This window comes from Saxibacter everestensis, assembly GCF_025787225.1.
Classification (GTDB): domain Bacteria; phylum Actinomycetota; class Actinomycetes; order Actinomycetales; family Brevibacteriaceae; genus Saxibacter; species Saxibacter everestensis.
This window is the reverse complement of record NZ_CP090958.1, coordinates 3,003,379-3,026,760: the sequence shown is the minus strand read 5'-3', so window position 1 is coordinate 3,026,760 and position 23,382 is coordinate 3,003,379. Positions and strand designations below refer to the sequence as shown.

Here is a 23,382-nt window from a genome sequence, read left to right as displayed (position 1 = left end):
AGTCTCGCAGACCGGACCAGGGAGGCGGAATGGCGCATAAGCGATGGCCAGAAGTCTTCAGGCAAAAACCGGTCGTTACCCCTTGACTTAACTAACGGCGTTAGTTTTTACTGTAATCCAGATCACACTTTGTAGTCCGGAATGCAGTGAGGAGGGGTGGCGGTGGTGGTGCAGACTCGCGGGGCAGGACGCCCGGAGGAGGCGGTGCTCGACCGCGCCCTGATTGTCGACACCGCGTATCAGCTGCTGCGTGAACTCGGCGTGGAGGACCTCACCATGGCCCGGCTCGCCAGGGAACTCGGGGTCAAAACGCCTTCGCTCTACAACCATGTCGCTAGCAAGGCTGCCCTGCTCAACGACGTTCGGGGCCGGGTGGTGGCGCAGATCGACACCTCAGTTTTCGACTCGCAGCCGTGGGATCGGGCTTTGCGGCACTGGGCCCAGTCCTATGTGGCAGCGTTCGCGACACTGCATCCGTCATCCGCAGCCTCGATTGCGGTGCTTCCGATGGAGGCAGAACCTGCAACCATGCGGATGTACGACCGGGTCAGCCGCAATCTGCTCGCCAGCGGATGGCCGGCGCAGGAGCTTCTGCCGATCCTGGTCGCGGTCGAATCGTTTGTTGTCGGCTCGGTCCTCGATATTCGAGCTCCCGATTCCTACATGGCGCCCCGGGGCGATGGGGCTGAGCCGTTCTACCGGCGGGTTTTCGACGCCAGGCCGGCGAATCGTGCGGCGGTATCCGTCGATGTCGGCCTCAATGCGCTCATCGCGGGTCTCAGTCAGCGCTACGCGGATCTCGGCCTGCACCCGTCGGCATCCAGGGCCGTCCATGACGAAGGACCGGCGCCAGGCGCGCCGAAGTCCGGGTCTCGTAAGGGATAGGGCCGTTGAATGTTACGGAACTCGGACATCGCTGGCACCCCAGCGGTGCAAGGACACCCCAGCGGTACCAGACACCTCAGCGGTGACAAGGCACCTCACCGCTGACCAGACACGCTACCAACCACCCAATCGAAGGAGACGCTGAATGAAGAACAGCGAAGCAGATATCGTCATCACCAATGCCACCGTGTGGACTGGGGACGCCGCAGGCTCGTGGACGCACGCGGTGGCGATCCGCGGAGATTCCGTTGTTGCGCTCGGCACCGAGGCAGAAGCCCTGGCCGGTAGTGGTGCGCAGGTCATCGATGCCGACGGTGGAATGGTGACGCCGGGCTTCCAGGACGCCCATATTCATCCGGCTTTTGCCGCCCGCGACATGCAGCAGCTATGGCTCAACGACACCGAGCCGAGCAAAGAGGCCTACCTGGAGCAGATTCGTCAGTACGCGGCCGACAACCCCGAAGCCGACTGGATCACCGGCGGTGGCTGGGCGATGGAGGCCTTCCCGGGTGGAACCCCGCACAAGGCAGACCTCGACGCGATTGTGCCCGATCGTCCGGTGTTCATTATGAACCGCGACGTGCACGGCGCCTGGGCCAACTCAAAGGCGTTGGAGATAGCCGGAATCGACAATGACACGCCTGACCCGTCGGACGGGCGCTATGAACGCGACCCCGAGACCGGTGAACTCACCGGCTGTCTGCATGAAGGCGCGGCGTACACGTTCAAGGAGACGATCGTACCGCTGGCCGGTATCGAGGACTGGAAAGCTGCCATTCTGACGGCCCAGAAGCACCTGCATGCGCTGGGCATCACGGGCTGGCAGGATGCTTGGGTCTCTCCGGACACGCTTGAGGCATACCGCCAATTGGGTGAGTCCGGTTTGCTGACCGCGCGTGTGGTCGGAGCGCTGTGGTGGGAACGCAAGCAGGGGCTCGAACAGATCGAGCGCTTCGTGCGGCAACGGGACGAGGGCGCGGCGCCCAATTTCCTCCCCCAACGGGTCAAGATCATGGCCGACGGAGTGCTGGAGAACTACACCGGCGCGCTGCTGGAGCCGTACTGCGATGGGTGCGGAGGACAGCAGCGGGAAGGCGGCCGGGGCAGCGGCCTGAGCTACGTCGAACCGGAGGTGTTGCAGCAAGCCGTGACCGAACTCGACCGGCTCGGTTTCGGCGTGCATATGCACGCCATCGGGGACCGCGCCGTGCGCAACTGTCTTGACGCCGTCGAGGCTGCTCGGCGGGCGAATGGCTTCAGCGACAATGTGCACCACATCGCGCACGTCCAGATCGTCAATCCCGACGATCTGCCGCGATTCCGCGAACTCGGCGTCGTCGCCAACCTGCAGGCGTTGTGGGCATGCGCAGAGCCGCAGATGACGGAGCTGACATTGCCCATCCTCGGTGAGCAGAGGTCGGAGCAGCAGTTCCCCTTCGGCGACCTGCACCGAAGTGGGGCAATGCTGGCGATGGGCAGCGACTGGGCAGTCTCCACCGCGAACCCGCTGCCGCAGATCGAGGTCGCCGTGACCCGGGTCGATCCGGATGAGCGCGACGCCGAGCCATTCCTGCCAGAGCAGAAGCTGGATCTCGCCACGGCGCTGCGGGCGTTCACCGGCGGGAGCGCCCACGTCAACGGTGACTCCCGTGGCGGATGGCTCGGGGTCGGGCAGCGCGCGGACCTCGCCATCCTGGATCGCAACATTTTTGCCATCCAGCCGCGGATAGCCGATGCCAAAGTCACCATGACGATTGCCGGTGGCCGGATTGTGTTCGACGCCAACGCCGACGACAACGCTGCCGATTCCGCCCCGATGCCCGGACGGGTACCGGACTCCGCCTCGAAGGGACACGACGATGTCGTCGCAATCAGCCACTAACGCCCGTAAGACTGGCCTCTCCCGGGTCCTTGGCATTCCGTCGCTCGTGCTCTTCGGCCTGGCCTATATGGTGCCGCTAACCGTATTCACCACCTACGGGCCGGTCGAGCAACTCACCGAGGGACACCTGCCCGGCGCCTATCTGGTCACGCTTATCGCGATGTTGTTCACCGCGTTGAGCTACGGAAAGATGTCCCGGCTGTTCCCGGTCGCCGGCAGCGCCTACACCTACGCCCAGCGATCATTCGGCGGGAATGTCGGCTTCATCGTCGGCTGGTCGCTGATGCTCGATTACATCCTGTTGCCGATGATCAACTATCTGGTGATCGGGCTCTATCTAGCGGCGGCCTTCCCGGCGATCCCGCAGTGGGTCTGGATTCTACTGGGGATCCTGATCGTCACCGTCCTGAACATCCTGGGCATCAAGTCGGTGGCCAGGATGAACGTTGTTCTGATAGCAGCTCAGGCCGCATTCATCGTGCTTTTCCTGATCCTGAGCATCCGGACGATCTCTGGTGGCAGCGAAGTGTCAGTATTCGGACCGTTCTTCGGCGACAATGCGGAATTCGGCCTGATCATGACCGGTGCTTCGATCCTTTGCCTGTCTTTCCTGGGGTTCGACGCGATATCGACCCTGTCCGAGGAGGCCACGAACCCGAAGCGCAGCATTCCGCGGGCTATCCTGATCACCACTTTGACCGGCGGATTGATCTTCATCGGGCTTTCGCTCGTTGCGCACTGGGTCTTCCCGGATTGGCAGAGCTTCAGCAGCCCCGACACCGCGTCGCTCGATGTCATGCAGAAGGCGGGCGGTGCCTTCCTGTCGAACTTCTTCACTGCTGCCTACGTTGCCGGCGCCTTCGCATCCGCGCTAGCGTCGCAGGCCTCGGTGTCCCGGATTCTCTATTCCATGGGACGTGACGGCGTGTTGCCGAAGCGCTTCTTCGGCCAATTGAACCGACGCTTCAGCACCCCGGCAAATGCGACGATACTGGTCGGCGTCGTTTCGCTGATCGCCTTGTTCATCGATCTGGCGCTCGCTGCCTCGATTATCTCGTTCGGGGCCCTGGTCGCCTTCACCTTCGTGAACATCTCGGTGGTCAAGTCGCACGCGATCGACCGGCGGGACCGTAAGGGCATTGCCGTGCTGACGAACATAGTGCTGCCACTGATCGGCTTCGGTCTATCGATATGGCTGTGGACATCACTGCCGGGAACTTCGTTCGTGGTCGGGCTGATCTGGGCCGGAATGGGTCTGATCTATCTGGCGGGGCTCACCAAACTGTTCCGGGTCAAGCCGCCGCAGATGGACCTGGCGGAGTAGGCACGGACGGTGTGGCCGGTGCGGTGGATATTTCCACGGCCGTTAGATTACAGGCAGGAGACCGGCGCCTTGCGTTAGCACGCACGTCGCCGACCGGTCCGAGCGATTGGAGGAGCATGCCGGAGCCAGAAGCCGGAGCGCCGCGGATACTTGTGGTGCAAAACTCGGCCGGCAGCGCCCTGCGGCGGTTCGGGGAATGGTGGGCCGAGGACGGGCTCGCCGTCGATATCGTCCGTGCCTTTGACGGCGATGCCATACCGGACCTCGGCGGGTACCACGCGCTCGTCCTGCTTGGCGGCGGCCTGATGCCCGATGAGGATGATCGCGCACCATGGCTGCCCCGCGAACGTGAGGTGACTCGCGAGGCGCTCCAAGCCGGATTGCCGCTGCTCGGCCTCTGCCTTGGCGGGCAGTTGATGGCGCACGTTGCCGGCGGCAAGGTTCAGGCTAAGCACGGCTTGCCTGAAAATGGCAGCACCGAGTTGACCCGGCTACCCGAGGCCGAGAACGATGCCTTGTTCGGTCCGCTGCCTCGGAGTTTTCAGGCAATCGAGCACCGCGTGGACTCGATAACCGAGCTGCCGCCGGATGCCGTGTGGCTGGCCAGCAGCGAACGGTGCCCGATCCAGGCGTTCCGATTAGGTAATGCCGCCTGGGCTTGCCAGTTCCATCCGGAGGTCGGCGCGGACCGGGTTCAGGCCTGGGACAGGGAAGAGCTCGCCGAGCAGGGCTTCGACCCGGATGACATCGTCCGCAAGGCGGTGGCAGCTGAACCGGTCTCGGAGCCGCAATGGCGAGCCTTCGCCCAAAGATTTGCTGACTTGGTGAAGAGCTCGGCGGCTATTCGGCAGTAACCGGGCGTCCCGGACACGACCGCCCTCGCCGCGAGGACGCCGCGAGGCCGCCGCTCAGGTCGCGTCAGTTTGCCGTCGTGCGGACGCTGTCACGGGGTTGCTCAGCGTGCCGATCCCGTCGATCCGGCACTCGGCAACGTCTCCGGGGTGGATCTGCACGGCACCGGGAGTCCCGGTCGAGATGATGTCTCCGGGGTACAGCGGCATCACCTGGCTGTGGAAGCTCACCAGGTTCGCCGGACCGAACATCATCTGCTCGACCGTGTTCCGGCGATGCACTTGTCCGTTGCGCACGGTTGACACCGCGACGTCTCCTATATCCCCGAATTGGTCGAGCACGTCTTGCATCGGCGTGATGGCAGGACCAAAGGAGAAGAACCCGGGAAAGTTCTTCGACCTGGTCAGGTAGCGAGGGTTTTTGGCGAGGATGTCCTCCGCCGTTTGGTCGAGGATGGGCACCACACCCCAGACGTAGTCCAGGGCTTCGGTTTCTCCGACGTTGCGGCACTCACGGCCGATGATCAGCCCCAGCTCCGCCTCGGCCGTGACGCGCTCACTCTGCCACGGAAGTGGTATCGGCTCTCCGGGCCCGATGACGGTGTGGTCACCCTTGATGAACGAGGCCGGTTCTTCGGCTGGTGCGGTTTCTGCAAGGTCGGCGGCATGCTCGCGGTAGTTCAGCCCGATGCCCCAGATCATCCGCGGATTGCGGTAGGGAGCCGCCAGCGTCAGGCCATTTGGTGAGTGGAAAGCGGCCTCGGGGACCTTGTCGAGCTTGCGGGCGAGGTCCTCAGCCGGGAACGCGCGAAGCACTTCACCAGCGTCTGGGTAGTCATCGTCGAGCAGGTCGCCGGCGAACAGTGCCCCGCGGGCGGGGTCGATCAGGACCGCCGTCGTCGTGCCGTCAGTCAGTACGGTTGTGCCCAATTGCACGGCAGGTCCTTTCAGTAGGCGCCGACGAGTCCGCCGTCGCAGCGAATCTGCTCGCCGGTGATGTACGACGCTTGTTCGCTGCACAGAAAGGCAGCGATGGCACCGAATTCCGCCGGCCTGCCGTAACGGCCGATTGGGATGGCGGCTCGAGACCGGGCCTGCACGTCGGAGAGATCGACACCTTCCCGTTCGGCTGCGGCGCGGTCGAGGCTGGCCAGCCGGTCCGTAGCGATGCGGCCCGGAAGCACCATATTGACTGTCACGCCATCCGCGGCGACCTCCGCCGCAAGCGTCTTGAGGTAGCCCGCCAATCCCGCCCTCGCGATGTTAGACAGCGCCAGACCGGGGATCGGTGCCTGGATGCCGCTGGACCCCAGTCCGACGATGCGTCCCCAGCCGGTGGCTCGCATCGCCGGGAGCACCTGGGAAACCAGTTCGACCTGACGTAGCAGCAGGGTTTCGGTCGCCCTCTGAATTGTCTCGGCGTCGAGTCCCGCCGCGGTGCCGGGCGCCGGACCGCCGGAGTTCAAGATGAGAATGTCGACAGCACCCAGTTCGCTGATCACCGCGTCGGTGAGCCGCTTCGCCGAGCCGGATTCCGTGAGGTCGACTTCGAAGCCGGCCGCGCCGTCGAGCTCGGCTGCCTGGCGGTGGGCGAGGTCGCCTCGGCGCCCGGAGATGGCTACCCGGACGCCCTCAGCGGCTAGAGTCTGTGCCACCGCCAGCCCCAGGCCAGAGGTGGAACCGGGTACCAGCGCGGTCTTCCCGTTCAGTCCTAAATCCATCAGACGTTCGTCCTTTCCAGAACGACGAGGTGTTGCTGCAGAATTGGTCCGAGCGAGGCCGGCATTTTTGGCATCGGTGGGCGCACATCCGCCTCCTCGAAAATTCCCCGACGGCGAAAGGCTTCCTTGCGCAGCGCGAGCCCGATACCTGGCTGGGCCTCGAAGTTGGCCAGCGGAAGCCAACGGGCGAAGGCCTCGTGGGCGGCAGCCATGCCGCCGGCATTCCATCCCTCGATGGCTGCCAGCAATGCCTCCGGCCGCGAGAAGCCCGTCATCGCCCCTGCAGCGCCGGCAGCCAGCTCATCCAGCAGGCCCACCCCTCCCAGGCCACCAAAGATTGGCACCTGCGTACCCCCGGTCAGGTGGGCAATGGCGGCGGCGGTAGGCGGGGCCTCCGACTTGACCGCCACGATGAACGGACAGCGGCGAAGGGTATCCAGGATCTGGTCAGAAGTGATGTGTACGCCACTGACCAGGGGATAGTCCTGGGCCACGATGCCGACGCCGGTGGCCTCGAAGATGGCAGAGAAGTGCTGTGCCAGCAGCTGCGGTCGAGCGCCGTTGATCTGGACCATCAGACCGGCCAGGTTCTGGCCTGCGGCCTCTACCGCCAGCCGCGCCTGCTCGACGGCGGGTGCGGTGGACCGGGCGGAGATCCCGACGACGACCGGAAGCCCGTCGCCCTGCTGGACGACCGCTTCAACCACATCCCGCTGCTCTCGCGAATCGAGGGCGGCCCCTTCGCCGAAGACGCCCAGGGCAACGACGCCGGCTGCCGGTAGCTCACGGAAGAGCTGAACCTGGCGGCCGAGAGAGGCCAGGTCGACGCTCAGGTCCGGGCCGTGAAATGGCGTGGCAAGAATTCCCCATAAGCCGGGGCTCAATGGTTCCGGATTCACCAGTCGACCTCCCAATGGCCATCGGCAGCACAATGTCACCGGAGCGTACCACGCTGTCGGTGAGCCAATTTCTGACCGGATCGCAAGACTGAGGTGACCGATTCTCAGTAGGGTGGGCGTCATGGATATGGCCGCTTTTCATCGCGAGATAGACGCCAGATCGATCGACGCCCTGCGGCAACAGGGCGGATTCAAGTGGGCTGCTCATCCGCAAGCGATCGGTGCTTTCATCGCTGAGATGGACTTTGGTCTTGCCGCGCCGATTCGCGAGGCAGTCGCCAGTTCGCTCGACACTGAATCCACCGGCTACCTCTCTCCGCGGCTGGCCGACGAGCTGGGCAGGGCGACGGCCCGCTGGCAACTGGACCATCACGGACGTGACGTTCCGGCGGCCTGGATCCGGCCGGCTGCAGACGTGCTCGTCGCCCTGGAACAGACGATCGAGTACTTCACCTCGCCTGACGATCCGATTGTGCTGTTGACTCCCGCGTATATGCCGTTTGTCTCCTTGCCGAGGCGGCACGGACGCCGACTGGTCCAGGTGCCAATGGTTGAGCCGGGCGACGAGCACGGGCACTGGCAGCTCGACCTGCCGGCGCTCGACCGGGCGCTTGGCGATGGCGGTCTGCTGGTGTTGGTGAATCCACATAATCCGATCGGCAAGGTCTACTCGAAGGACGAGCTGAAACAGATCGCCGAGATCGTGGAGCGGAATGGCGCCCGCGTGTTTGCCGACGAAATCCATGCGCCGATGATTTACCCGGGGCAGGGTCACATTGCGTATGCCACGATCAACGAAACAACCGCGAGACACACCGTCACCGCGGCCTCGGCATCGAAATCCTGGAACATCCCCGGCCTGAAATGCGCGCAGCTGATCTTCAGTAACTCCGATGACGTCGACCGCTGGGACGCGACCCGGTTAATCGTCGGGGACGGCGCAGCGACTCCGGGAGTAGTTGCCAATATTGCTGCCTACCAGCACGGTGAAACCTGGCTGCGGAACGTGATGGGATACCTCGACGGCAACAGGTCATTGCTGGCCGAACTTCTTGCCGAGCTCCTCCCGGAGGTGAACTTCACCGTTCCCGACGCCACCTACCTGGCCTGGCTGGATTGCCGGCCGCTGAAGCTCGGCACCAGCCCGGTGGAGTTCTTTCTCGACAACGCAAACGTGGCCCTGACAGACGGCGCGCTGTGCGGAACCGTCGGACAAGGCCACGTCCGGCTGAACTTCGCCACCCCGCGGCCAATCCTCGTGCAAATGGTCAGACAGCTGGCCGCGGCAGTGGATCGAGCGATCTGATTACCAGATCTGCACCCGCTGTTCCGGTGCGAGGAACATGCCATCGCCTTCGCGCACGTCGAACGCCTGGTAGAACGCGTCGAGATTCTTCACGATCTGATTGCAACGGAACTCTTCGGGAGAGTGCGGATCGATGGCAAGCCGGCGAATCCGTTCGGCATCACGCGCCTTGCCCCGCCAGGCCTGCGCCCAGGCCAGGAAGAACCGCTGGTCGCCACTGAGACCGTCCATCTCCGGGGCTTCGCCGTCTCCCAGCGCCAGCTTGTACGCCTTATACGCAATTCCGAGCCCGCCCAGGTCGCCGATGTTCTCACCGATGGTCAGCGCACCGTTCACATGATGGTCGGCATCGAGGCCGACCGGAACCAGCGCCTCGTACTGGTCGATCAGGCTGCCGGTCAGCTTCTCGAAGGCCGCGCGATCATCGGGTGTCCACCAGTCGATCAGGTTCCCATCGCCATCGTATTTGGACCCTTGGTCGTCAAAGCCATGACCGAGCTCATGGCCGATCACCGCGCCGATCGCGCCGTAGTTGGCGGCGTCGTCTGCCTCGGCATTGAAGAACGGTGGCTGCAGGATGGCCGCCGGGAAGACGATCTCATTCATGATCGGGTGGTAGTAGGCGTTGACGGTTTGCGGCGTCATCAGCCATTCTTCCCGGTCGATCGGGCCGCCGATCCGGTTCAACTGCCTGTGATGTTCGAAGGTGTTGGCACGCAGCACGTTACCCAGTAGATCGTCGCTCAGGATCTCAAGGTCGGAGTAGTCACGCCACTTGCTCGGGTACCCGATTTTCGGCGTGAACCGGTCCAGCTTTGCCAGGGCCTTGTGCCTGGTGTCGTCGCCCATCCAACTGATCTCAGTGATCGAGGAGCGGTACGCCTCGATCAGGTTCGCAACGAGTTCATCCATCCGCGATTTAGCCGTCGGCGGGAAGTGACGGTCGACGTATACCTTGCCTACCGCCTCGCCGAGCAGTCCCTCGACCAGCGAAACGCCGCGCTTCCACCGCTCGCGGTTCTCTTCGGTTCCGGAGAGCGTCCGTCCATAGAAGTCGAAATTCTCTTCGACGATCTCACTGCTCAGGTACGGTGCCGCATCGTGCACCAGGTTGAAGAGCAGCCACGCCTTCCAGTCATCCAGCGGGCGATTCTCCCAGGCCTGCGAGGCGGCGGTGACGAAGCTCGGCTGCTGAACCACGGCGTGGTCGAGGCTGCCCTCAGGCATCTGGGCCGCCTGCTGGTAGACCGCCCAGGGGAAATTCGGGCTGATGTCGGCCAGCTCGTCGGCGCTCACCTTGGTATAAGTCTTCTCGGCATCTCGGCAGGCAACGATATCCCAGTGGTTCTTGGCGAGATCGGCTTCCACGGCGAGCACTGTCTCTGCGAAAGAGTCGGCGCTGCCTCCGGTCAACGCGGTCAAGCCAGCGAGCTTTGCAATCTTGGCAATATGACGCAGGTAGGCGGCGCGGATCTCGGCGTACTTGGCCTCGCGGTAGTAGGACTCGTCGGGAAGGTTCAGACCGCCCTGGCTCAGGTACACGATGTATTCGTCGGACTTCCTGGCGTCCGGCGATACCCAAAGGTAGAACAGTCCGGCGGAGCCCTCGCGATTGGCTTCGCCGAGCAGCCTGGTCAGCTCGGTGATGTCGGGGGCTTCGGCGACGGCTTTGAGCCGTGACTCGAGTGTTGTCACTCCGAGTCGGTCGAGGCGCTCCACATCCATGAAGGAGGCGAAGAGGTCGCCGACCTTCTGGCTTTCGGTGCCCGGTTCCGCGTTACTGTTCGCCGCTTCCTCTATCAGGGTGCGTACCTGCGTCTCGGCCTGGTCGAAGAGCGCGCGCATCGCGCCGTCGGTCGACCGGTCTGAGGGAATCGGCACATCGCGAAGCCAGCGGCCGTTGAGGTGCCGGAAAAGGTCATCCTGGAGCCGGACGGAGCTGTCCGTATATTGAGTGTCGATGCCTGAAGTCATGTTTCACACGTTAGCTGCTGTCAGTGACAGAGCCACGGACAGGTGGACCCGAGGTCGTGAAAGCAGCGCCCCGACCGGGCCAGCTGCCGCGGCCAGCAGCCCGCCTCGGCCGGGCCAGCTGCCGCGGCTCAGCAGCCCGCCCCGACCGGGCCGGCTGCGGCGGCTCAGATCGCATCCAACTTGCTGCGGAACGAGTGCTTGACTTCCGGGGGAGCCCAGGAAATGTCAATCGCATTGCGCTGCAGCGTCACCAAGTCCTGCGCAGTCAACCCCAGCTCAGCCTGCACCGCCGCGAGGTTCTCGGCGATGTACCCGCCGAAGTACGCGGGATCGTCAGAGTTGACGGTCACCTTGACTCCCTGGTCGAGAAGGGACTTGATCACGGCAGACTTTGTCCCATCGCTTACCCAGGAGTTTGAGATGGGGCAGCAGGTGAGGCCGATTCCCCGGCGTTTGAGCTCGTCGATCAGTTCCGGGCTGGATACGACGTTGGTGCCATGGTCAATCCGGTCCACCCCGATGTCCTCGATACATTGCCGGATATGCTCCACGGAATTCTCCTGATCCACGTCGCAGTGCATGGTCAAGAGGTAGCCTTCCTGGCGCGCTCTGCTGAATACTCTGGCGAACTTGCTCGGTGGGTTGCCCCGCTCGTCCGAATCGAGCCCGACTCCGATGATCCACTTCCGGTAAGGCAATGACTCAAGCAGAGTGGCCATTGCGTATTCCGCCTGGAAATCGCGCAAGAAGCACATGATGAGTCCGGTCTGAATGCCCAGCTGACGTTCTCCGTCCAGCTGGGCGCGCCGGATTCCGCGGATCACGATGTCGAATGGAACGCCACGGGACGTATGCGCCTGCGGGTCGAAGAAGATCTCGGCGTACAGCACGCCCTGACTCGTCGCCTTCTCCAGGTAAGCCCAGGCGAGGTCGTAGAAATCCTGTTCCGTCCGGAGTACTTCCATGCCGTCGTAATACCCGACCAGGAAGGAGGTGAGGTCACTGAACTGATACGCAGCTCGGATGTCCTCCACAGTGTCGTAGGGCAATTGCAGGCCGTTACGCTTGGCCAGAACGAACTTGAGCTCCGGTTCGAGCGTGCCTTCGATGTGCAGGTGCAACTCGCACTTGGGGAGCCTATCGATGATGCTTTCGCTACTCATGGTTCTCGCGCCTTCTTTTAGTGTGCCTCGACGATTGGTTCGATGACTTGCAGAGCCGTGCAATCGATCAGGCCGAGGTCGGTAATCGCGTATTCCGGGATAGCAGTAATGGACAGGAAATAAAGGTATCCGAATGGCGATGGCAACTTGCTGCCGAGTTCCTGGGCATGCTTGTCCAGGGCCTGCTCGCGTTCCGACATTGATTCCGGCGTGAGGTCGGCGACAATTCCGCCGATCGGCAGCGGCAGGAGATCCAGGACCTCGCCGTCTCGAACCACGATCTGCCCTCCTCCTGCCTTGGCGATTTCGTTGATCGCGAGGGCCATGTCGTCGCCATTCGTCCCAACGCAGATTATGTTGTTGTCATCGGGAGCAGCGGATGTGGCGATGGCGCCGCTACGGAGACCGAAACCGTGCACGAATGCCACCGGCAGGTTGGAAGTCTTGCCGTATCTCTCGGCAACGGCGACATAGATTATGTCCTGATCGATGTCAGCAAGAATCTTGCCCTGGCGGACCGTCAGATTCGCGTCCTTCCGGCTCCGGACGAAGGCGACATCCGGGTTCAGCGACATCGCAAGAACCTGCACCGTCTCCTTCCCGGGCGCCGTCGGCACGAGGTCATCACCCGAGGGACGGTCCAGGACGATAGTGTCCCGGAGAAACGGTGCGCGCTCGGGCGGCGTCGGCTTCTCGAGCGGCTGACCGTCCACCGCGAAAACGCTGCCTCCCGCGATCACGGTCTGCGCGCGGAAATCGGCGAGATCATCGACCATCAGGATGTCGGCAAACCTGCCCGGCGCAATCGAGCCAACAGATTGGTCTATGCCGTACATGCTGGCGCAGTTGATAGTTGCCATTTGGATTGCTGTCACCGGCTCGACACCCGCTTCGACTGCCATCCGCACCAGGTGATCAAGGTGCCCTCGTCCGAGCAGATCGCTCGCCGACACGTCATCGGTGCAAAATGCGATTCGATTGGATGCGGCCCCGAACTTTGTGAGTACCTGAATGTTCTCATTGAGGAAAGGCGCCGCAGCGGACTCCCGGATGATCACATGCAGCCCGTTACGCAGCTTCTGCATTGTCTCGTCCGCCGAGTAGGACTCGTGGTCCAGGCGTACTCCCGCGGCGGCGATCCCCGCAATCCGCCGATCATCCGACATCGGGGCGCAGCCGAAGATGGGCAAACGGTTCTGAGCAGCAAGCTCAAAGGCCTGCCGGACCTCATCGTCACCAATCTCGATGAACTCCTGAACCGTTTCCCATAGGCCGACGCACTCGGGCCACAGCTGGGCCTCGCGGTGTTCATCCGGTCCGAACCGGTGTCCGACCGTTGACTCGGGAACTGTGTAAGGGGCCTTGGCCGGTGCTCCCCAGAAGACGCGTAGCGGACTGCGTTTGGACTCGTTGAGAAACTCGCGGACCCCTTCGAGCCCCGCGACGACGAGGATCTGATCCAGGCCCGAGACAGCGCTTGTCGTCCCGTAACGGGAGACGAGATTTGCGAACATTGTCACCGACAACTTGCTGCATTCGATATGCAGATGTCCGTCGATCAGGCCTGGCGTGAGAAAGCGCCCATCCGCCGGTATCACTTTCGTGTTCGCGTCACAGCGACTTTTGACGTCCCCGACGGCAGCGATCCGAGTTCCTTCGATGGCGACATCGGCCTGATATATCTCGCCGGTCAGAACGTTGACCAGCCTTCCGCCGGTGATTACGGTCTCGGCGGCTTTGCGCCCGTATGCAACGTCGAGTAGAGATTGGTGAATCATTGAGGTGCCTTTCATGGATTGAAATTCTTAAGCATGTTCTGAAAGCAATGCAGTCGGAGTTTTATTTATGGTTCGCCGAGCCAAAATCCAGTACGTCAGTGCCGCAATGACAAGCCCGGCCGGGATACTCAGGTCGGCCCCATTAGTCAGCTTCGCGAGCGGGCCGACGTAAGTCGACGAGTTCAACCAGAGCCCGCTCACGAGCATGCCCAGCGCTTGCGCAGCCATCCCCGAGAGCCGATAGCCACCGGCGCGCTTTCTGCCGGGCTCGTCGGCCAGTGCGGCTAGGTCATATCTGCCCCTGCGCATCAGCCAGTCCGTGATGTAGATCGCCACCCAAGGCGCCAGCCAGATCACCAACAAACCGAGAAATGCATTAAGTAATGCATAAAATGATTCGCCGGTCACCGCCACATATGTGATGACGGCACACAGTACCGTATCGACGAGGACCATCCCAACACGCGAAACCTTGACGCCCGCTGTCTGGAGATTCAATCCTGATGAATACAGATTGGTGCTGTTCTGCACGAGCAGCGACACCATCGCGAGTATGAGATAAGGGACGACGAACCATGCCGGAAGCACTCCCGGCAATCCCGAAATGGGATCAGAAACGTCAAGGGTTATCGAGGCAGTGGCGGCACCAAGAATCTGAAGAAGCACGTAGGGCACAAAACCACCGACGGCTGCGTAGAACGCGACCGCGCGGCCCGATACGTTCTGCGGCAGATAGCGCGAGAAGTTGGATCCGGCCGGCGCCCAGGAGAGGCCTCCGGATGCCATGATCAATGCCACGGCGACCGTGAACATCGACAAAGATGCCCCGCCGGTCACGCTGGCAGCGGCGAAGTCGACCTTCGGAAGGACGAGTACAGCCATAAGCACAAACGCCACGGCGAAAATCGCGCTGAAATACTTCTGCAACTTCATCATGGCCGCATGGCCGAATAGTGGCAGCAGAAGCTGGATGCCAGCCAGGACAACGATGGTGACGATCTGAACCGGCGGCGTTGAGCTGATTCCGGCCCGGTCCAGCAACGTGAGGCCCGCGAACACAACCAGAATGAAGCCGCCCGCCTCGAATCCAACCAAAGTCAGCCACCCGAAGACGCCCAGGATGCGTCCGCCCTTCGGGCCGTAGGAAGCTCGAGAAACGGTGAGCGTCGTCGTTCCGGTTTTCGGTCCCTGGACGCTGGCAAGCCCGAGCAACGGGTAGGCCAGGAGGTTGCCGAGAATGATGGCGACCACTGCCTGAATGAAATTCAGCCCCAGGGTGACGACGAGTGCGCCGTAGACGACTGTGAACACTGTGGTGGTGGTGCCTGCCCACAGAAACATCAAGTCTCGAGGTTTGCCGTACCTCGCCGACTCAGGAACGAGTTCGATGCCCCGGCGTTCGATCCGGTTCTCTCCTGCTGCTGTTCCGTCCATGTGCCCTCCTCATCGCGGCCACTTGCGTTGGCGGCGACGTTAGTAGCAGAAACGTTTCTGCACAATAGGCAATTTCGGTCGCTTATCGCGGGCTGAGCCTGAAGAGTGGAGCATATGCTTGCGATATGCCTCGACAAACCCCTGCGAATCCCGGCATCCGTGACGTTGCCGCGATGGCAGGGGTCTCGATCACAACTGTTTCGGATTCATTGAGTGGCAAGGGCAGAATCAGCGAGGCGACACGTAGCCGGGTTCGCGAAGTTGCGCGTACGCTCGGCTACCGTCCCAGCGCGCTGGCGAAGGGGCTGCGGGCGGGCAGGTCCCAATTGCTCGGGCTTGTTGTCACCAAATACGGCCGAACGCCGTGGACCTTTACCGGTCTTCCCTACTTCTCGAAGATCGTTGATACCGCACTGGCCACAGCCTTGGAGCAGGGGTACGCCTTGGTCGTGCTTCCCGCGGGCGAGCACCTGGAAAGCCTGCTCGCCTATCCGCTCGACGGATTGTTTGTGGTCGACCCGCTCCACAACGATCCAGTGATCGCCGACGCTCGGCGACGCGGATTGCCCGTCATAGCCGATCGCGCCAACGCGACCCAGCCTAACCACCTGTGGGTCGACTTCGATCACGACCGCGCGGTCACTTTGATGTGCGACCATCTCAGCGCCGAAGGCACCCGGTCGCCAGTCCTGCTCGCTGCGGACGGCAAGGACAGTTACACCCGTGCCTGCATCGCTGCGTACTCCAGGTGGTGCAAACGTGCGAACAAGACACGGTCGGTGATCACCGTCGGCCATGAAGGAGGAGCACCTGCAGAGTCAGTACGCGCGCTCATGCGTGCCGCAGATCGGCCTGACGCCCTCTTCGGCCTCGAAGACTCTCACGTTCAGGTGCTCCGAGCGGAGGCAGCCGCTGCTGGCCTGTGTGTTCCTGAGGATATCGGCCTGGGCTGCTTCTCCGAGGCGGATGCCGAACGGAGTGACCCAGGGGCAGTTACGCTTCTCACCGTGGATCCCAGCACACTCGCGGCGAACGCCATCAAGCTCCTCGTCGACGCGATCGAAGGACGGAAGCCCTCCGCCGGCCTGCGGACCGTGAATTGCGAGCTGGCCAACTTCGATGAGTGAGGTTTCCGCCGACCAGGCTTCAGCTTGTCGAGCTTTAGCTCGTCGGGATGCGCCATCAGGTGGATGCCGCCCGCTAACCTTCACGTCTGCTTACCCCCCGCTCGGTGCACCCTGGATGTCCCGAACCAGCTGCGGTGCGTCACGATGGGAGGATGCTCCCGAACCATCCGTACCGGATCCTGACTGTCTGCACCGGAAATATCTGCCGTTCGCCAATTGCCGAGGTAGTGCTGGCTGAGCGGTTTGCCGCGAACGGGCTGCAGGACCGGGTCGTCATCGACTCCGGCGCGATCAGTAGCGAAGAACTCGGCAACCCCATGGACCCGCGGGCCAGGAAAGTTCTGCTGGCACACGGCTATCCAGATCATCGGCACAGCGCCCGGCAGGTGGATCCGGCGTGGCTCGGCGAGCGCGACCTGGTGCTTGCGATGACGTCGGGCCACGCGGCAGCACTCCGCCGACTCGCGGTCACGGATGAGGAGCGGCTGAGGATCAGGCTCTACCGGGAGTTCGACCCAGCATCGCCGCAGGGGGTATCCGAGCAGGAGCTCGACATCAATGACCCCTGGTACGGCGATATGACCGATTTCGAGCAGACCATTTCCTACATTGAGGCCGGTGCCGATCCAATCGTTGACTTCGTCAGGGCCAGGATCGAGGCGGGTTAAACGCGCGCTGCTAGAGGCCACCGGTTGTGACTAGCCGGGACCAAATCGGGACCACGGCCTTACTGTCGACACTGTTATTGCAGTGCGCTTCAGTCCTGTGTGCGAGTGAGGTCGGCAACGGGTTCGCTCGCCGTGAATCCGGCTGCGAGATATGTGGCGAGTGCACCGGCGTTGGAGTTCTCGGCGACGACGGCTGCGGTAGAAGCGCCGTGCTGTTGCAGAGCTTGCGCACCGGCGAGGGTGATGGCCGTACCGTAACCGTGGCCGTGGTGGTCGCGGTGCACTCCCATCGGTTCGATGAGGCCAGGGCGCCCACTTCCGGCTATCCAGACAGTGGTGACGGCAACGGGCTGATCGGTGTTGTCGTAGCCGATGAGGTGGTGGGCGAGGTGTGCGAACGGGCCCGTTGCCATCGTTGTCCACCGCTGGATGAGCCTCTGCCTTTCCTCGGCGCTCGGCGACGTTCCCTTGAACGCGGACCAGTGCACCGTCGTCCACTCTTGTGCCTCGTCGAGGCCGATCTCCTCGACTCGCAGCGCCGCGTTGCGTGGATTCGCGGGGACGGGGGTGCGCAGGTCGAGCTGTAGCGGCGTCCAGGGTTCGTCCGTGTCCCATCCCTGGGCGCGAAGGCGGGCCTGCAGTGCAAGCGCGCCGCGGGCTTCGACGGTCACCGTTCCTGGGGGAAGTACGCGAGCACTCGTGAGATCAGCTTCGATCTGGCCGGCGAGTTCGTCATCGTCGAGAGCTGAGGGGCCCATCGCCATGCGGAAGAGATCGTCGCCATCGAACATACCGATCGCGACGATCGATCCAGAGACGGTCCAGCACCGCAGGTCTGCGGCCAACTTCTCGGCGCCGACCATCGAGTGCCAACCGAGGTCTCCGGGATGCAGGAATCCCTTCCAGTCAGCGGTCTGCCACTCACTCAGCGTCCTGGTGATCTCGGCAAGTTGAGCAACAGTCGGTGTCGTGCGGGTGGTCATTCATCCTCCGTGGCTTGCGTGGCTGGTTGGGCTGCAACAGCGGTTACATCAACTGCACGCCGCACCAGGCGAGGATCGCAATCACCAACCAGGCAAGGCCTGCAACGGCGAGCGACCGTCCGCCTGTTGTGAGTAGTTTTCCGATCCGGACCGCGGAGCCCAGCCCGAAAAGCGCCGCGCCGAGCAGGATGGTCTGCACGAGGTCGGCCACGGCGAGCACGGAGTCGGGCAGGATGCCGGTTGTGCGAACCACGACGGCAGCCAGAAAACCAAGCACAAACAGGGGCACGATGGGCGTTGCGGCCGGCTTATTCGGCGCCCGCTGAGCCGGACGCCCGGTCGTCGCGGCGCCATCCGTACGCTCGGCCATCGCGCCATCCGTACCCGTGGCAGCGGCGGCTGCGCTACTCTCGGCGATCGCGGCAGCGCTGGCTGCGCGCCGTTCGGTGCGGCGGAGCGCAAGACCGGTCCCGGCGACCATCGGGGCAAGCATCAGCACGCGGGTCAGCTTCACGATGACCGCCGCGGCCAAGGCGGTGGTGCCAGCTGTTTGCGCGGTTGCGACGACCTGACCGACATCATGCACGCCGGCGCCAACCCAGCGCCCGAAGTCGATGTCGCTGAGTCCCAGCGGCACCATCAACGGCGGCAGTACGAATATTGCCAGCGTTCCGCACAGCGTGACCAGGGCGACCGGTGTGACGGCCTCCTTGTCGTCACTCTTTGTGACGCCGGCCATAGCGCCAATCGCCGAAGCACCACAGATGGAGAAGCCAGCGGCGACGAGCAGAGGCTGATGGCCCGGAAGCTTCAGCAGCCTGGCGAGGTACCAGATGCCGAAAAAGCTGATGATGACAATGCCGACGACAATCAGCACCGCCCGCCATCCAAGCCCGGCGATGTCGAATAGGCTGAGTTTCAGCCCGAGCAGCACGATGCCGATCCGCATCAGCCGCTTACCCGCGAGGCTGAGGCCCGGCTTGAGCACGCCGTCGCTAAATTGCCGGATACCGGTGACGTTGCCTGCGATGATGCCGAGCACGACGGCGGCGGTCAGGAGTGGAACGTCGGGCACCGCGGAGTGGATAGCCCAGGCCGCGGCGACACCGAACAGCGCTGCTGCCAGGCCCGGCGACTGGCGCAGAAAAGTCCGGGATACCGATGGCCTAGCTGTTGTTCCAACCTTCTTGACACTCACCTATCAAGGATGACGTATCGGCGATAGTGCGAGCCCGGCAGGTGGCGGCTGGCACAACGGGACGAAATCCGGGTCGGTAAGTTGCGGTTACGTCTCGATGACAGCGATACGGCAGAAAAATACGCGGCCGGTCTTGCATACTCGCATCAGAACTTAGGTATCAATCTGTGGAGGAAATGTGAAAAGAGCGACTCGCTCGGCCGTAGCGGCCGCCGCACTCGCCGGAGCGCTTATGCTCACGGCCTGTTCCGGTGGTTCCGGTGGTACTGCCGACGGGATCGAGGTCGTCAACGAGGGCAAGCTGACGACCTGCACCCACTTGTCGTACAAGCCGTTCCAGTACGAAGAAGGCGGCGAAGTCGTCGGGTTCGACGTTGACCTCGTTGACCTGGTCGCCAAGGACCTGGGCGTCGAGCAGGAGATCGAGAATACTCCGTTCGAGACCATCACGACCGGTGCTGCATTCAATAACGAACAGTGCGATGTAGCTGCGGCCGGTATGACTATCACCGACGAGCGCGCCAAGGTTATCGATTTCGCCGATCCGTACTTCAAGGCAAACCAGTCGGTCCTGGCCAAGGGAGATTCCGGCATCAAGTCCGAGGCGGACCTGGCTGGCAAGAAGTTGGCGGCACAAACCGGAACCACAGGCCTGCAGTATGCGGAAGAGAAGATCAAGGACGCCGAGGTTATCACCTACGAGGATCTGCCGCTGTCACTGCAGGCGATTCAGAATGGCGACGTCGACGCCGTGATCAATGACAACGGCGTGCTGTACGACTTCGCCAAGGAGAATACTGACTACACAGTTGGTTTCGACATCGAAACCGGCGAGAGCTACGGCATCGCGGTGAAGAAGGGCAATACCGAGCTCAAGGAGCGGATCAACGAGGTGTTGAAGACCGCGAAGGAAGACGGTCGCTACGCCGAGATCTACAAGAAATGGTTCAACACGGAACCTCCTGAGGGTTTCTAGAACGAATCACTAGAGGAGCCGCGGAGTTGCCCAGCAAATGGTGCAGGCTCCGCGGCTCCTCTAGACTCGAGCACGCGCCGAACTCACAACGTGGCTGTTCCACGGTGTAAGGAAATCGACTTCCAGGCAAGGAAATTCTGTGACAACAGATACCGAAGGCACCGGTAGCAGCGCCCCCGCGCGCCCGCCGGTGCGATCCAACAAAATGAGTAAACGCCGGCGCGGGCAGATATCCCGCGGCATCCAGTACGCGGTCATTGCCGTCGTTTTGGTTGTCATCGTGATTGTCGCCGACTGGGAAAAGCTCGGTCAGACCTTCTTCAATCCAGAAGTCGTCAAGGGAATGTTCCCGCGCGTCATCACGGTGGCGCTGAAGAACACATTGATTTTCACCCTGCTCGGGTTTGCGCTTGGCCTTGTGCTGGCCGTTGTGCTCGCGCTGATGCGGCTGTCGACGGTCGGACCATACCGCTGGGTGTCCTTTGCCTATATCGAATTCTTCCGCGGACTGCCAGCCCTGGTGGTCTTCCTCGGCATGGGGTTCGGCATCCCGGTGGCATTCCCCGGACTTGGCCTGACCAAGCTGACAACGATCATGCTCGCGCTCGGTTTCGTTTCGAGTGCCTACATGGCTGAAACGATTCGCGCCGGCATTCAGGCGGTGCCGAAGGGACAGGTAGAGGCGGCCAGATCGCTCGGGATGTCGCCCGCACGCGCGATGGCGACAATCGTCATCCCGCAGGCCTTCCGGATCATCCTGCCGCCGTTGACCAATGAGCTGATCCTGCTCACCAAGGACTCGTCACTGGCGTACATCCTCGGTTCCAGCGTTGAGCAGTTGGAGCTGGCCCAACTCGCGCGATCCGAAATTGTCAGCACCGCAAGTCTGACGCCGTTCATGGTTATTGCGCTGGCCTATCTGATCATCACCATTCCGCTGTCGTACCTGTCGCGTCGCCTGGAAAAGCGTTACGGATCGGACGCCGTCAGCTCTACTACGTCAGGAGGTGCGTAATCATGATGGACGCAACAGCTGAAAAAGTCATTGAGATCTCGCAGCTGCAGAAGTCCTTCGGCGATCTCGAGGTGCTGAAATCTGTCGATCTCACGGTTCGCAAGGGTGAGGTGGTTTGCGTTATCGGGCCCTCGGGGTCCGGAAAGTCGACCCTGCTGCGTTGCGTGAACCTGCTGGAGTCGCCCAGCGGTGGCTCGGTGACGGTCGGCGGCACCGATCTCACCGACCCCGACATCGATATCGATGCCGCACGGACCCGAATCGGCATGGTCTTTCAGTCGTTCAACCTGTTTGCCCACCTGAGCGTGCGGGACAACCTGACCATCGCGCAGCGCCGGGTGCTCAAACGCTCCAAGGCAGAGGCAAACAAAGTGGCCGAGCAGACGCTGGAGAAGGTGGGACTTGGCGAGAAGATTGAGGCGATGCCAAGCCAGCTTTCCGGCGGTCAGCAGCAGCGGGTGGCGATTGCCCGCGCGCTCGCGATGAATCCGGAGGTCATGCTCTTCGACGAACCGACCTCCGCGCTGGATCCCGAACTCGTCGGAGAGGTGCTATCGGTCATGCGGCAGCTCGCCGACGAGGGTATGACGATGCTCGTTGTGACGCATGAGATGGCATTTGCCCGTGATGTGGCCGATCAGGTTGTCTTTATGGCCGAGGGCTATGTGGTCGAGTCCGGGCCGCCTTCGCAGGTCGTTGTTGCGCCAACCGAGGAGCGCACAAAGCAGTTCCTGCGGCGCGTACTCGATCCGACGCATGTAGATGTGGCGGAAAGTGCGTAAATCTCAGATGCGAACTCATATGTCGAGGGGAGCAGTCGTGCGTCCGTTGTCCCTGTTCCGTGCGTCAGTTCGGGCTGTGTTTTCTCGGTCCGTGTCTTTGCGGTCTGGATCTTTGCAGCCTGCGTCGGGGGCGGCTGTGTCTTTACGGTTTGCGTCTTTGCAGTCTGCGTCGCGACCGCTGTCGCGGGGGGCGCTGCTCGCGTTGATGTTGGCCGCGGTATCCGCGGTTGCGCTGCTTACCGTTGGGCTGTTCGCCGTTCCGGCTTCGGCGCACGACCGGCTGGTCTCCAGCAGTCCTGCGGATGGCGAAACTGTGAAAGAAGCCCCGGGCTGGATCGAGCTGAACTTCAGCAGCACTGTCAAGGAAATCGGTTCCGAGGTGCAGGTCAACCACGAAGGGACGGACGTTTCTGCGGGAGAACTTGCCGTGGAGGACACGAAGTTGACCGTCGCGTTGCCAACAGACCTGAAAGACGGTGACTACACGGTCGTGTGGCGGACCGTGTCGTCTGACGGGCACCCGATTAGCGGCGAATACAGCTTCGAGATCGCGACCGGCGGGGGTTCGTCGGCATCGGAGTCGGCCCCTCAGAGCTCAAATCCCACCGGCGCGCCGCCGATCGGTACTCCGCCTGAATCGATGCAAACCCAGAGTCAAAACGTCGATGATTCCGAGCCGACCAGCTCCCCAATGGCGACCGGCATTATCGTTGCGGCAGTTGCGGTCGGGGTAATTCTAGTCGTGTTGATCATCCTGTTGATTGTGCGTCGTCGGCAGGCGAAGCACTAGGGAGTCGGTAGTTGCTCCGCTGGCGCTCTCGAGGTCTGTTGAACGACTGGCCTGCCAAGGCTTGCCGCGGGTAAGTCAGCCCAGCGAGGCGACGACTGCGCCAATACCGCTCTGCCAGCAAGCCCACCCGCCGGGCGTTGCAAACTGTCATGTCTGCAGCATTGCCCGTCGATCCACCGATGGAGTGCGCAACACTCGACGACTCGTCGATAGTCATCCCCGACCATCCGGTCATCACGTTCAAAACGAACCTGCCACGGACACACCACGAGCCGCCAGAAGGTCCAGGTGCTGCGCTGGCCTTCTGAACAAGGTTGCGATGCGCCACCGACATGACATTCGACCAATCGGCGTCGGGCTCTTAAGTGCGACTCCGTGGGTTCTTCTTCGTCCCTGAGGTGCCGCACGTCAAGCGTTCGTCTGCGTCTCCACGGGGTCGAGGCAGTCATAGGAGCAGTCTTCAACTGAGGGCCTCGTATCGCGGTGTTGTGACATGGGCGGACCTGCCCGGGTGGACGCTCAGGGTCCGAGTTTCCGCATTGGTCCCACTGTCAGTGCCGTCTTGTACGGTTATGAATAGAACGAACTATACTTCCGATCTGTTAGTGATTTAGTGCAACTACTAA

Annotated in this window: 20 protein-coding genes; 11 read left to right on the top strand and 9 right to left on the bottom strand. The window is 62.5% G+C overall.

Going from position 1 to position 23,382, the window contains the following annotated elements; translation table 11 throughout:
• Positions 1–162: 162 nt before the first annotated feature.
• The 4 genes from LWF01_RS14345 (at position 163) to LWF01_RS14330 (ending at position 4,945) form a co-directional block, all read left to right on the top strand.
• Positions 163–885 (top strand): TetR family transcriptional regulator, encoded by a 723-nt coding sequence (locus tag LWF01_RS14345; RefSeq protein ID WP_349638041.1) that lies wholly within the window; start codon positions 163–165, stop codon positions 883–885.
• 145 nt (positions 886–1,030) lie between these two features.
• Complete coding sequence (locus tag LWF01_RS14340) at positions 1,031–2,767, top strand: amidohydrolase (RefSeq protein WP_349638040.1); 1,737 nt, start codon at positions 1,031–1,033, stop codon at positions 2,765–2,767.
• Entirely contained in the window at positions 2,745–4,091 is a 1,347-nt protein-coding gene (locus tag LWF01_RS14335; RefSeq protein WP_349638039.1) for an APC family permease, read from the top strand. The genes LWF01_RS14340 and LWF01_RS14335 overlap by 23 nt, the downstream gene beginning before the upstream one ends.
• A gap of 116 nt (positions 4,092–4,207) precedes the next feature.
• Positions 4,208–4,945, top strand: a complete 738-nt coding sequence (locus LWF01_RS14330) for a type 1 glutamine amidotransferase (protein ID WP_349638038.1) — start codon at positions 4,208–4,210, stop codon at positions 4,943–4,945.
• A gap of 54 nt (positions 4,946–4,999) precedes the next feature.
• On the opposite strand, the gene LWF01_RS14325 is transcribed toward LWF01_RS14330, so the two are convergent.
• From LWF01_RS14325 to LWF01_RS14315, 3 genes are read right to left on the bottom strand one after another with little or no spacing between them, the layout of a single operon-like run.
• Entirely contained in the window at positions 5,000–5,878 is an 879-nt protein-coding gene (locus tag LWF01_RS14325) for a fumarylacetoacetate hydrolase family protein (RefSeq protein ID WP_349638037.1), read from the bottom strand.
• An 11-nt stretch (positions 5,879–5,889) separates the two neighbouring features.
• The gene (locus LWF01_RS14320; protein WP_349638036.1) at positions 5,890–6,663 is read right to left on the bottom strand and encodes an SDR family oxidoreductase; all 774 of its coding nucleotides are present in this window, start codon (positions 6,661–6,663) and stop codon (positions 5,890–5,892) included.
• Positions 6,663–7,562, bottom strand: a complete 900-nt coding sequence (locus LWF01_RS14315) for a dihydrodipicolinate synthase family protein (protein WP_349638035.1) — start codon at positions 7,560–7,562, stop codon at positions 6,663–6,665. Before LWF01_RS14315 ends, LWF01_RS14320 begins: the two co-directional genes overlap by 1 nt.
• 121 nt (positions 7,563–7,683) lie before the next feature.
• On the opposite strand from LWF01_RS14315, the gene LWF01_RS14310 reads away from it, so the two are divergent.
• Positions 7,684–8,868, top strand: coding sequence for a MalY/PatB family protein (locus LWF01_RS14310; RefSeq protein WP_349638034.1), 1,185 nt, complete (start codon positions 7,684–7,686; stop codon positions 8,866–8,868).
• Here the strand turns inward: LWF01_RS14310 and LWF01_RS14305 are convergent, their stop codons facing one another.
• The 4 genes from LWF01_RS14305 to LWF01_RS14290 form a co-directional block, all read right to left on the bottom strand.
• The gene (locus LWF01_RS14305; RefSeq protein WP_349638033.1) at positions 8,869–10,842 is read right to left on the bottom strand and encodes a M13 family metallopeptidase; all 1,974 of its coding nucleotides are present in this window, start codon (positions 10,840–10,842) and stop codon (positions 8,869–8,871) included. It abuts the gene before it with no gap.
• Positions 10,843–11,006: 164 nt separating this feature from the next.
• Positions 11,007–12,005, bottom strand: a complete 999-nt coding sequence (gene add, locus LWF01_RS14300; protein WP_349638032.1) for an adenosine deaminase — start codon at positions 12,003–12,005, stop codon at positions 11,007–11,009.
• 17 nt (positions 12,006–12,022) lie between these two features.
• Positions 12,023–13,783, bottom strand: coding sequence for an adenine deaminase C-terminal domain-containing protein (locus LWF01_RS14295; RefSeq protein WP_349638031.1), 1,761 nt, complete (start codon positions 13,781–13,783; stop codon positions 12,023–12,025).
• Between the two features lie 27 nt (positions 13,784–13,810).
• Positions 13,811–15,124: a purine-cytosine permease family protein gene (locus LWF01_RS14290; RefSeq protein WP_349640938.1), complete on the bottom strand. Its 1,314-nt coding sequence runs from the start codon at positions 15,122–15,124 to the stop codon at positions 13,811–13,813.
• A gap of 218 nt (positions 15,125–15,342) precedes the next feature.
• On the opposite strand from LWF01_RS14290, the gene LWF01_RS14285 reads away from it, so the two are divergent.
• Both LWF01_RS14285 and LWF01_RS14280 read left to right on the top strand, forming a co-directional pair.
• The gene (locus LWF01_RS14285; RefSeq protein WP_349638030.1) at positions 15,343–16,344 is read left to right on the top strand and encodes a LacI family DNA-binding transcriptional regulator; all 1,002 of its coding nucleotides are present in this window, start codon (positions 15,343–15,345) and stop codon (positions 16,342–16,344) included.
• A gap of 152 nt (positions 16,345–16,496) precedes the next feature.
• Entirely contained in the window at positions 16,497–17,012 is a 516-nt protein-coding gene (locus tag LWF01_RS14280) for a low molecular weight protein-tyrosine-phosphatase (protein WP_349638029.1), read from the top strand.
• Positions 17,013–17,101: 89 nt separating this feature from the next.
• Here the strand turns inward: LWF01_RS14280 and LWF01_RS14275 are convergent, their stop codons facing one another.
• The gene (locus LWF01_RS14275; protein ID WP_349638028.1) at positions 17,102–17,995 is read right to left on the bottom strand and encodes a GNAT family N-acetyltransferase; all 894 of its coding nucleotides are present in this window, start codon (positions 17,993–17,995) and stop codon (positions 17,102–17,104) included.
• 43 nt (positions 17,996–18,038) lie between these two features.
• On the bottom strand, positions 18,039–19,193 hold the full coding sequence (locus LWF01_RS14270; RefSeq protein ID WP_349638027.1) for a YeiH family protein: 1,155 nt from the start codon (positions 19,191–19,193) through the stop codon (positions 18,039–18,041).
• A 178-nt stretch (positions 19,194–19,371) separates the two neighbouring features.
• On the opposite strand from LWF01_RS14270, the gene LWF01_RS14265 reads away from it, so the two are divergent.
• From LWF01_RS14265 to LWF01_RS14250, 4 genes are all read left to right on the top strand, one after another.
• Positions 19,372–20,169 carry a basic amino acid ABC transporter substrate-binding protein gene (locus LWF01_RS14265; protein ID WP_349638026.1) on the top strand — a complete coding sequence of 266 codons (798 nt, stop codon included), beginning with the start codon at positions 19,372–19,374 and terminating at the stop codon, positions 20,167–20,169.
• 205 nt (positions 20,170–20,374) lie between these two features.
• On the top strand, positions 20,375–21,184 hold the full coding sequence (locus LWF01_RS14260; protein ID WP_349640937.1) for an amino acid ABC transporter permease: 810 nt from the start codon (positions 20,375–20,377) through the stop codon (positions 21,182–21,184).
• 2 nt (positions 21,185–21,186) lie between these two features.
• Positions 21,187–21,966, top strand: a complete 780-nt coding sequence (locus LWF01_RS14255; protein WP_349638025.1) for an amino acid ABC transporter ATP-binding protein — start codon at positions 21,187–21,189, stop codon at positions 21,964–21,966.
• A 205-nt stretch (positions 21,967–22,171) separates the two neighbouring features.
• Positions 22,172–22,756 carry a copper resistance CopC family protein gene (locus LWF01_RS14250; protein WP_349638024.1) on the top strand — a complete coding sequence of 195 codons (585 nt, stop codon included), beginning with the start codon at positions 22,172–22,174 and terminating at the stop codon, positions 22,754–22,756.
• Positions 22,757–23,382: the final 626 nt, after the last annotated feature.

What these genes read in the sequence shown, in the direction of transcription:
- LWF01_RS14340 (WP_349638040.1), top strand. Translation starts at nt 1,031, where the DNA reads ATGAAGAACAGCGAAGCAGATATCGTCATCACCAATGCCACCGTGTGG.
- LWF01_RS14335 (WP_349638039.1), top strand. Translation starts at nt 2,745, where the DNA reads ATGTCGTCGCAATCAGCCACTAACGCCCGTAAGACTGGCCTCTCCCGG.
- LWF01_RS14330 (WP_349638038.1), top strand. Translation starts at nt 4,208, where the DNA reads ATGCCGGAGCCAGAAGCCGGAGCGCCGCGGATACTTGTGGTGCAAAAC.
- LWF01_RS14320 (WP_349638036.1), bottom strand. Translation starts at nt 6,663, where the DNA reads ATGGATTTAGGACTGAACGGGAAGACCGCGCTGGTACCCGGTTCCACC.
- LWF01_RS14310 (WP_349638034.1), top strand. Translation starts at nt 7,684, where the DNA reads ATGGATATGGCCGCTTTTCATCGCGAGATAGACGCCAGATCGATCGAC.
- LWF01_RS14305 (WP_349638033.1), bottom strand. Translation starts at nt 10,842, where the DNA reads ATGACTTCAGGCATCGACACTCAATATACGGACAGCTCCGTCCGGCTC.
- add (WP_349638032.1), bottom strand. Translation starts at nt 12,005, where the DNA reads ATGAGTAGCGAAAGCATCATCGATAGGCTCCCCAAGTGCGAGTTGCAC.
- LWF01_RS14295 (WP_349638031.1), bottom strand. Translation starts at nt 13,783, where the DNA reads ATGATTCACCAATCTCTACTCGACGTTGCATACGGGCGCAAAGCCGCC.
- LWF01_RS14290 (WP_349640938.1), bottom strand. Translation starts at nt 15,124, where the DNA reads ATGTTTCTGTGGGCAGGCACCACCACCACAGTGTTCACAGTCGTCTAC.
- LWF01_RS14285 (WP_349638030.1), top strand. Translation starts at nt 15,343, where the DNA reads ATGCCTCGACAAACCCCTGCGAATCCCGGCATCCGTGACGTTGCCGCG.
- LWF01_RS14280 (WP_349638029.1), top strand. Translation starts at nt 16,497, where the DNA reads ATGCTCCCGAACCATCCGTACCGGATCCTGACTGTCTGCACCGGAAAT.
- LWF01_RS14275 (WP_349638028.1), bottom strand. Translation starts at nt 17,995, where the DNA reads ATGACCACCCGCACGACACCGACTGTTGCTCAACTTGCCGAGATCACC.
- LWF01_RS14260 (WP_349640937.1), top strand. Translation starts at nt 20,375, where the DNA reads ATGAGTAAACGCCGGCGCGGGCAGATATCCCGCGGCATCCAGTACGCG.
- LWF01_RS14255 (WP_349638025.1), top strand. Translation starts at nt 21,187, where the DNA reads ATGATGGACGCAACAGCTGAAAAAGTCATTGAGATCTCGCAGCTGCAG.
- LWF01_RS14250 (WP_349638024.1), top strand. Translation starts at nt 22,172, where the DNA reads ATGTTGGCCGCGGTATCCGCGGTTGCGCTGCTTACCGTTGGGCTGTTC.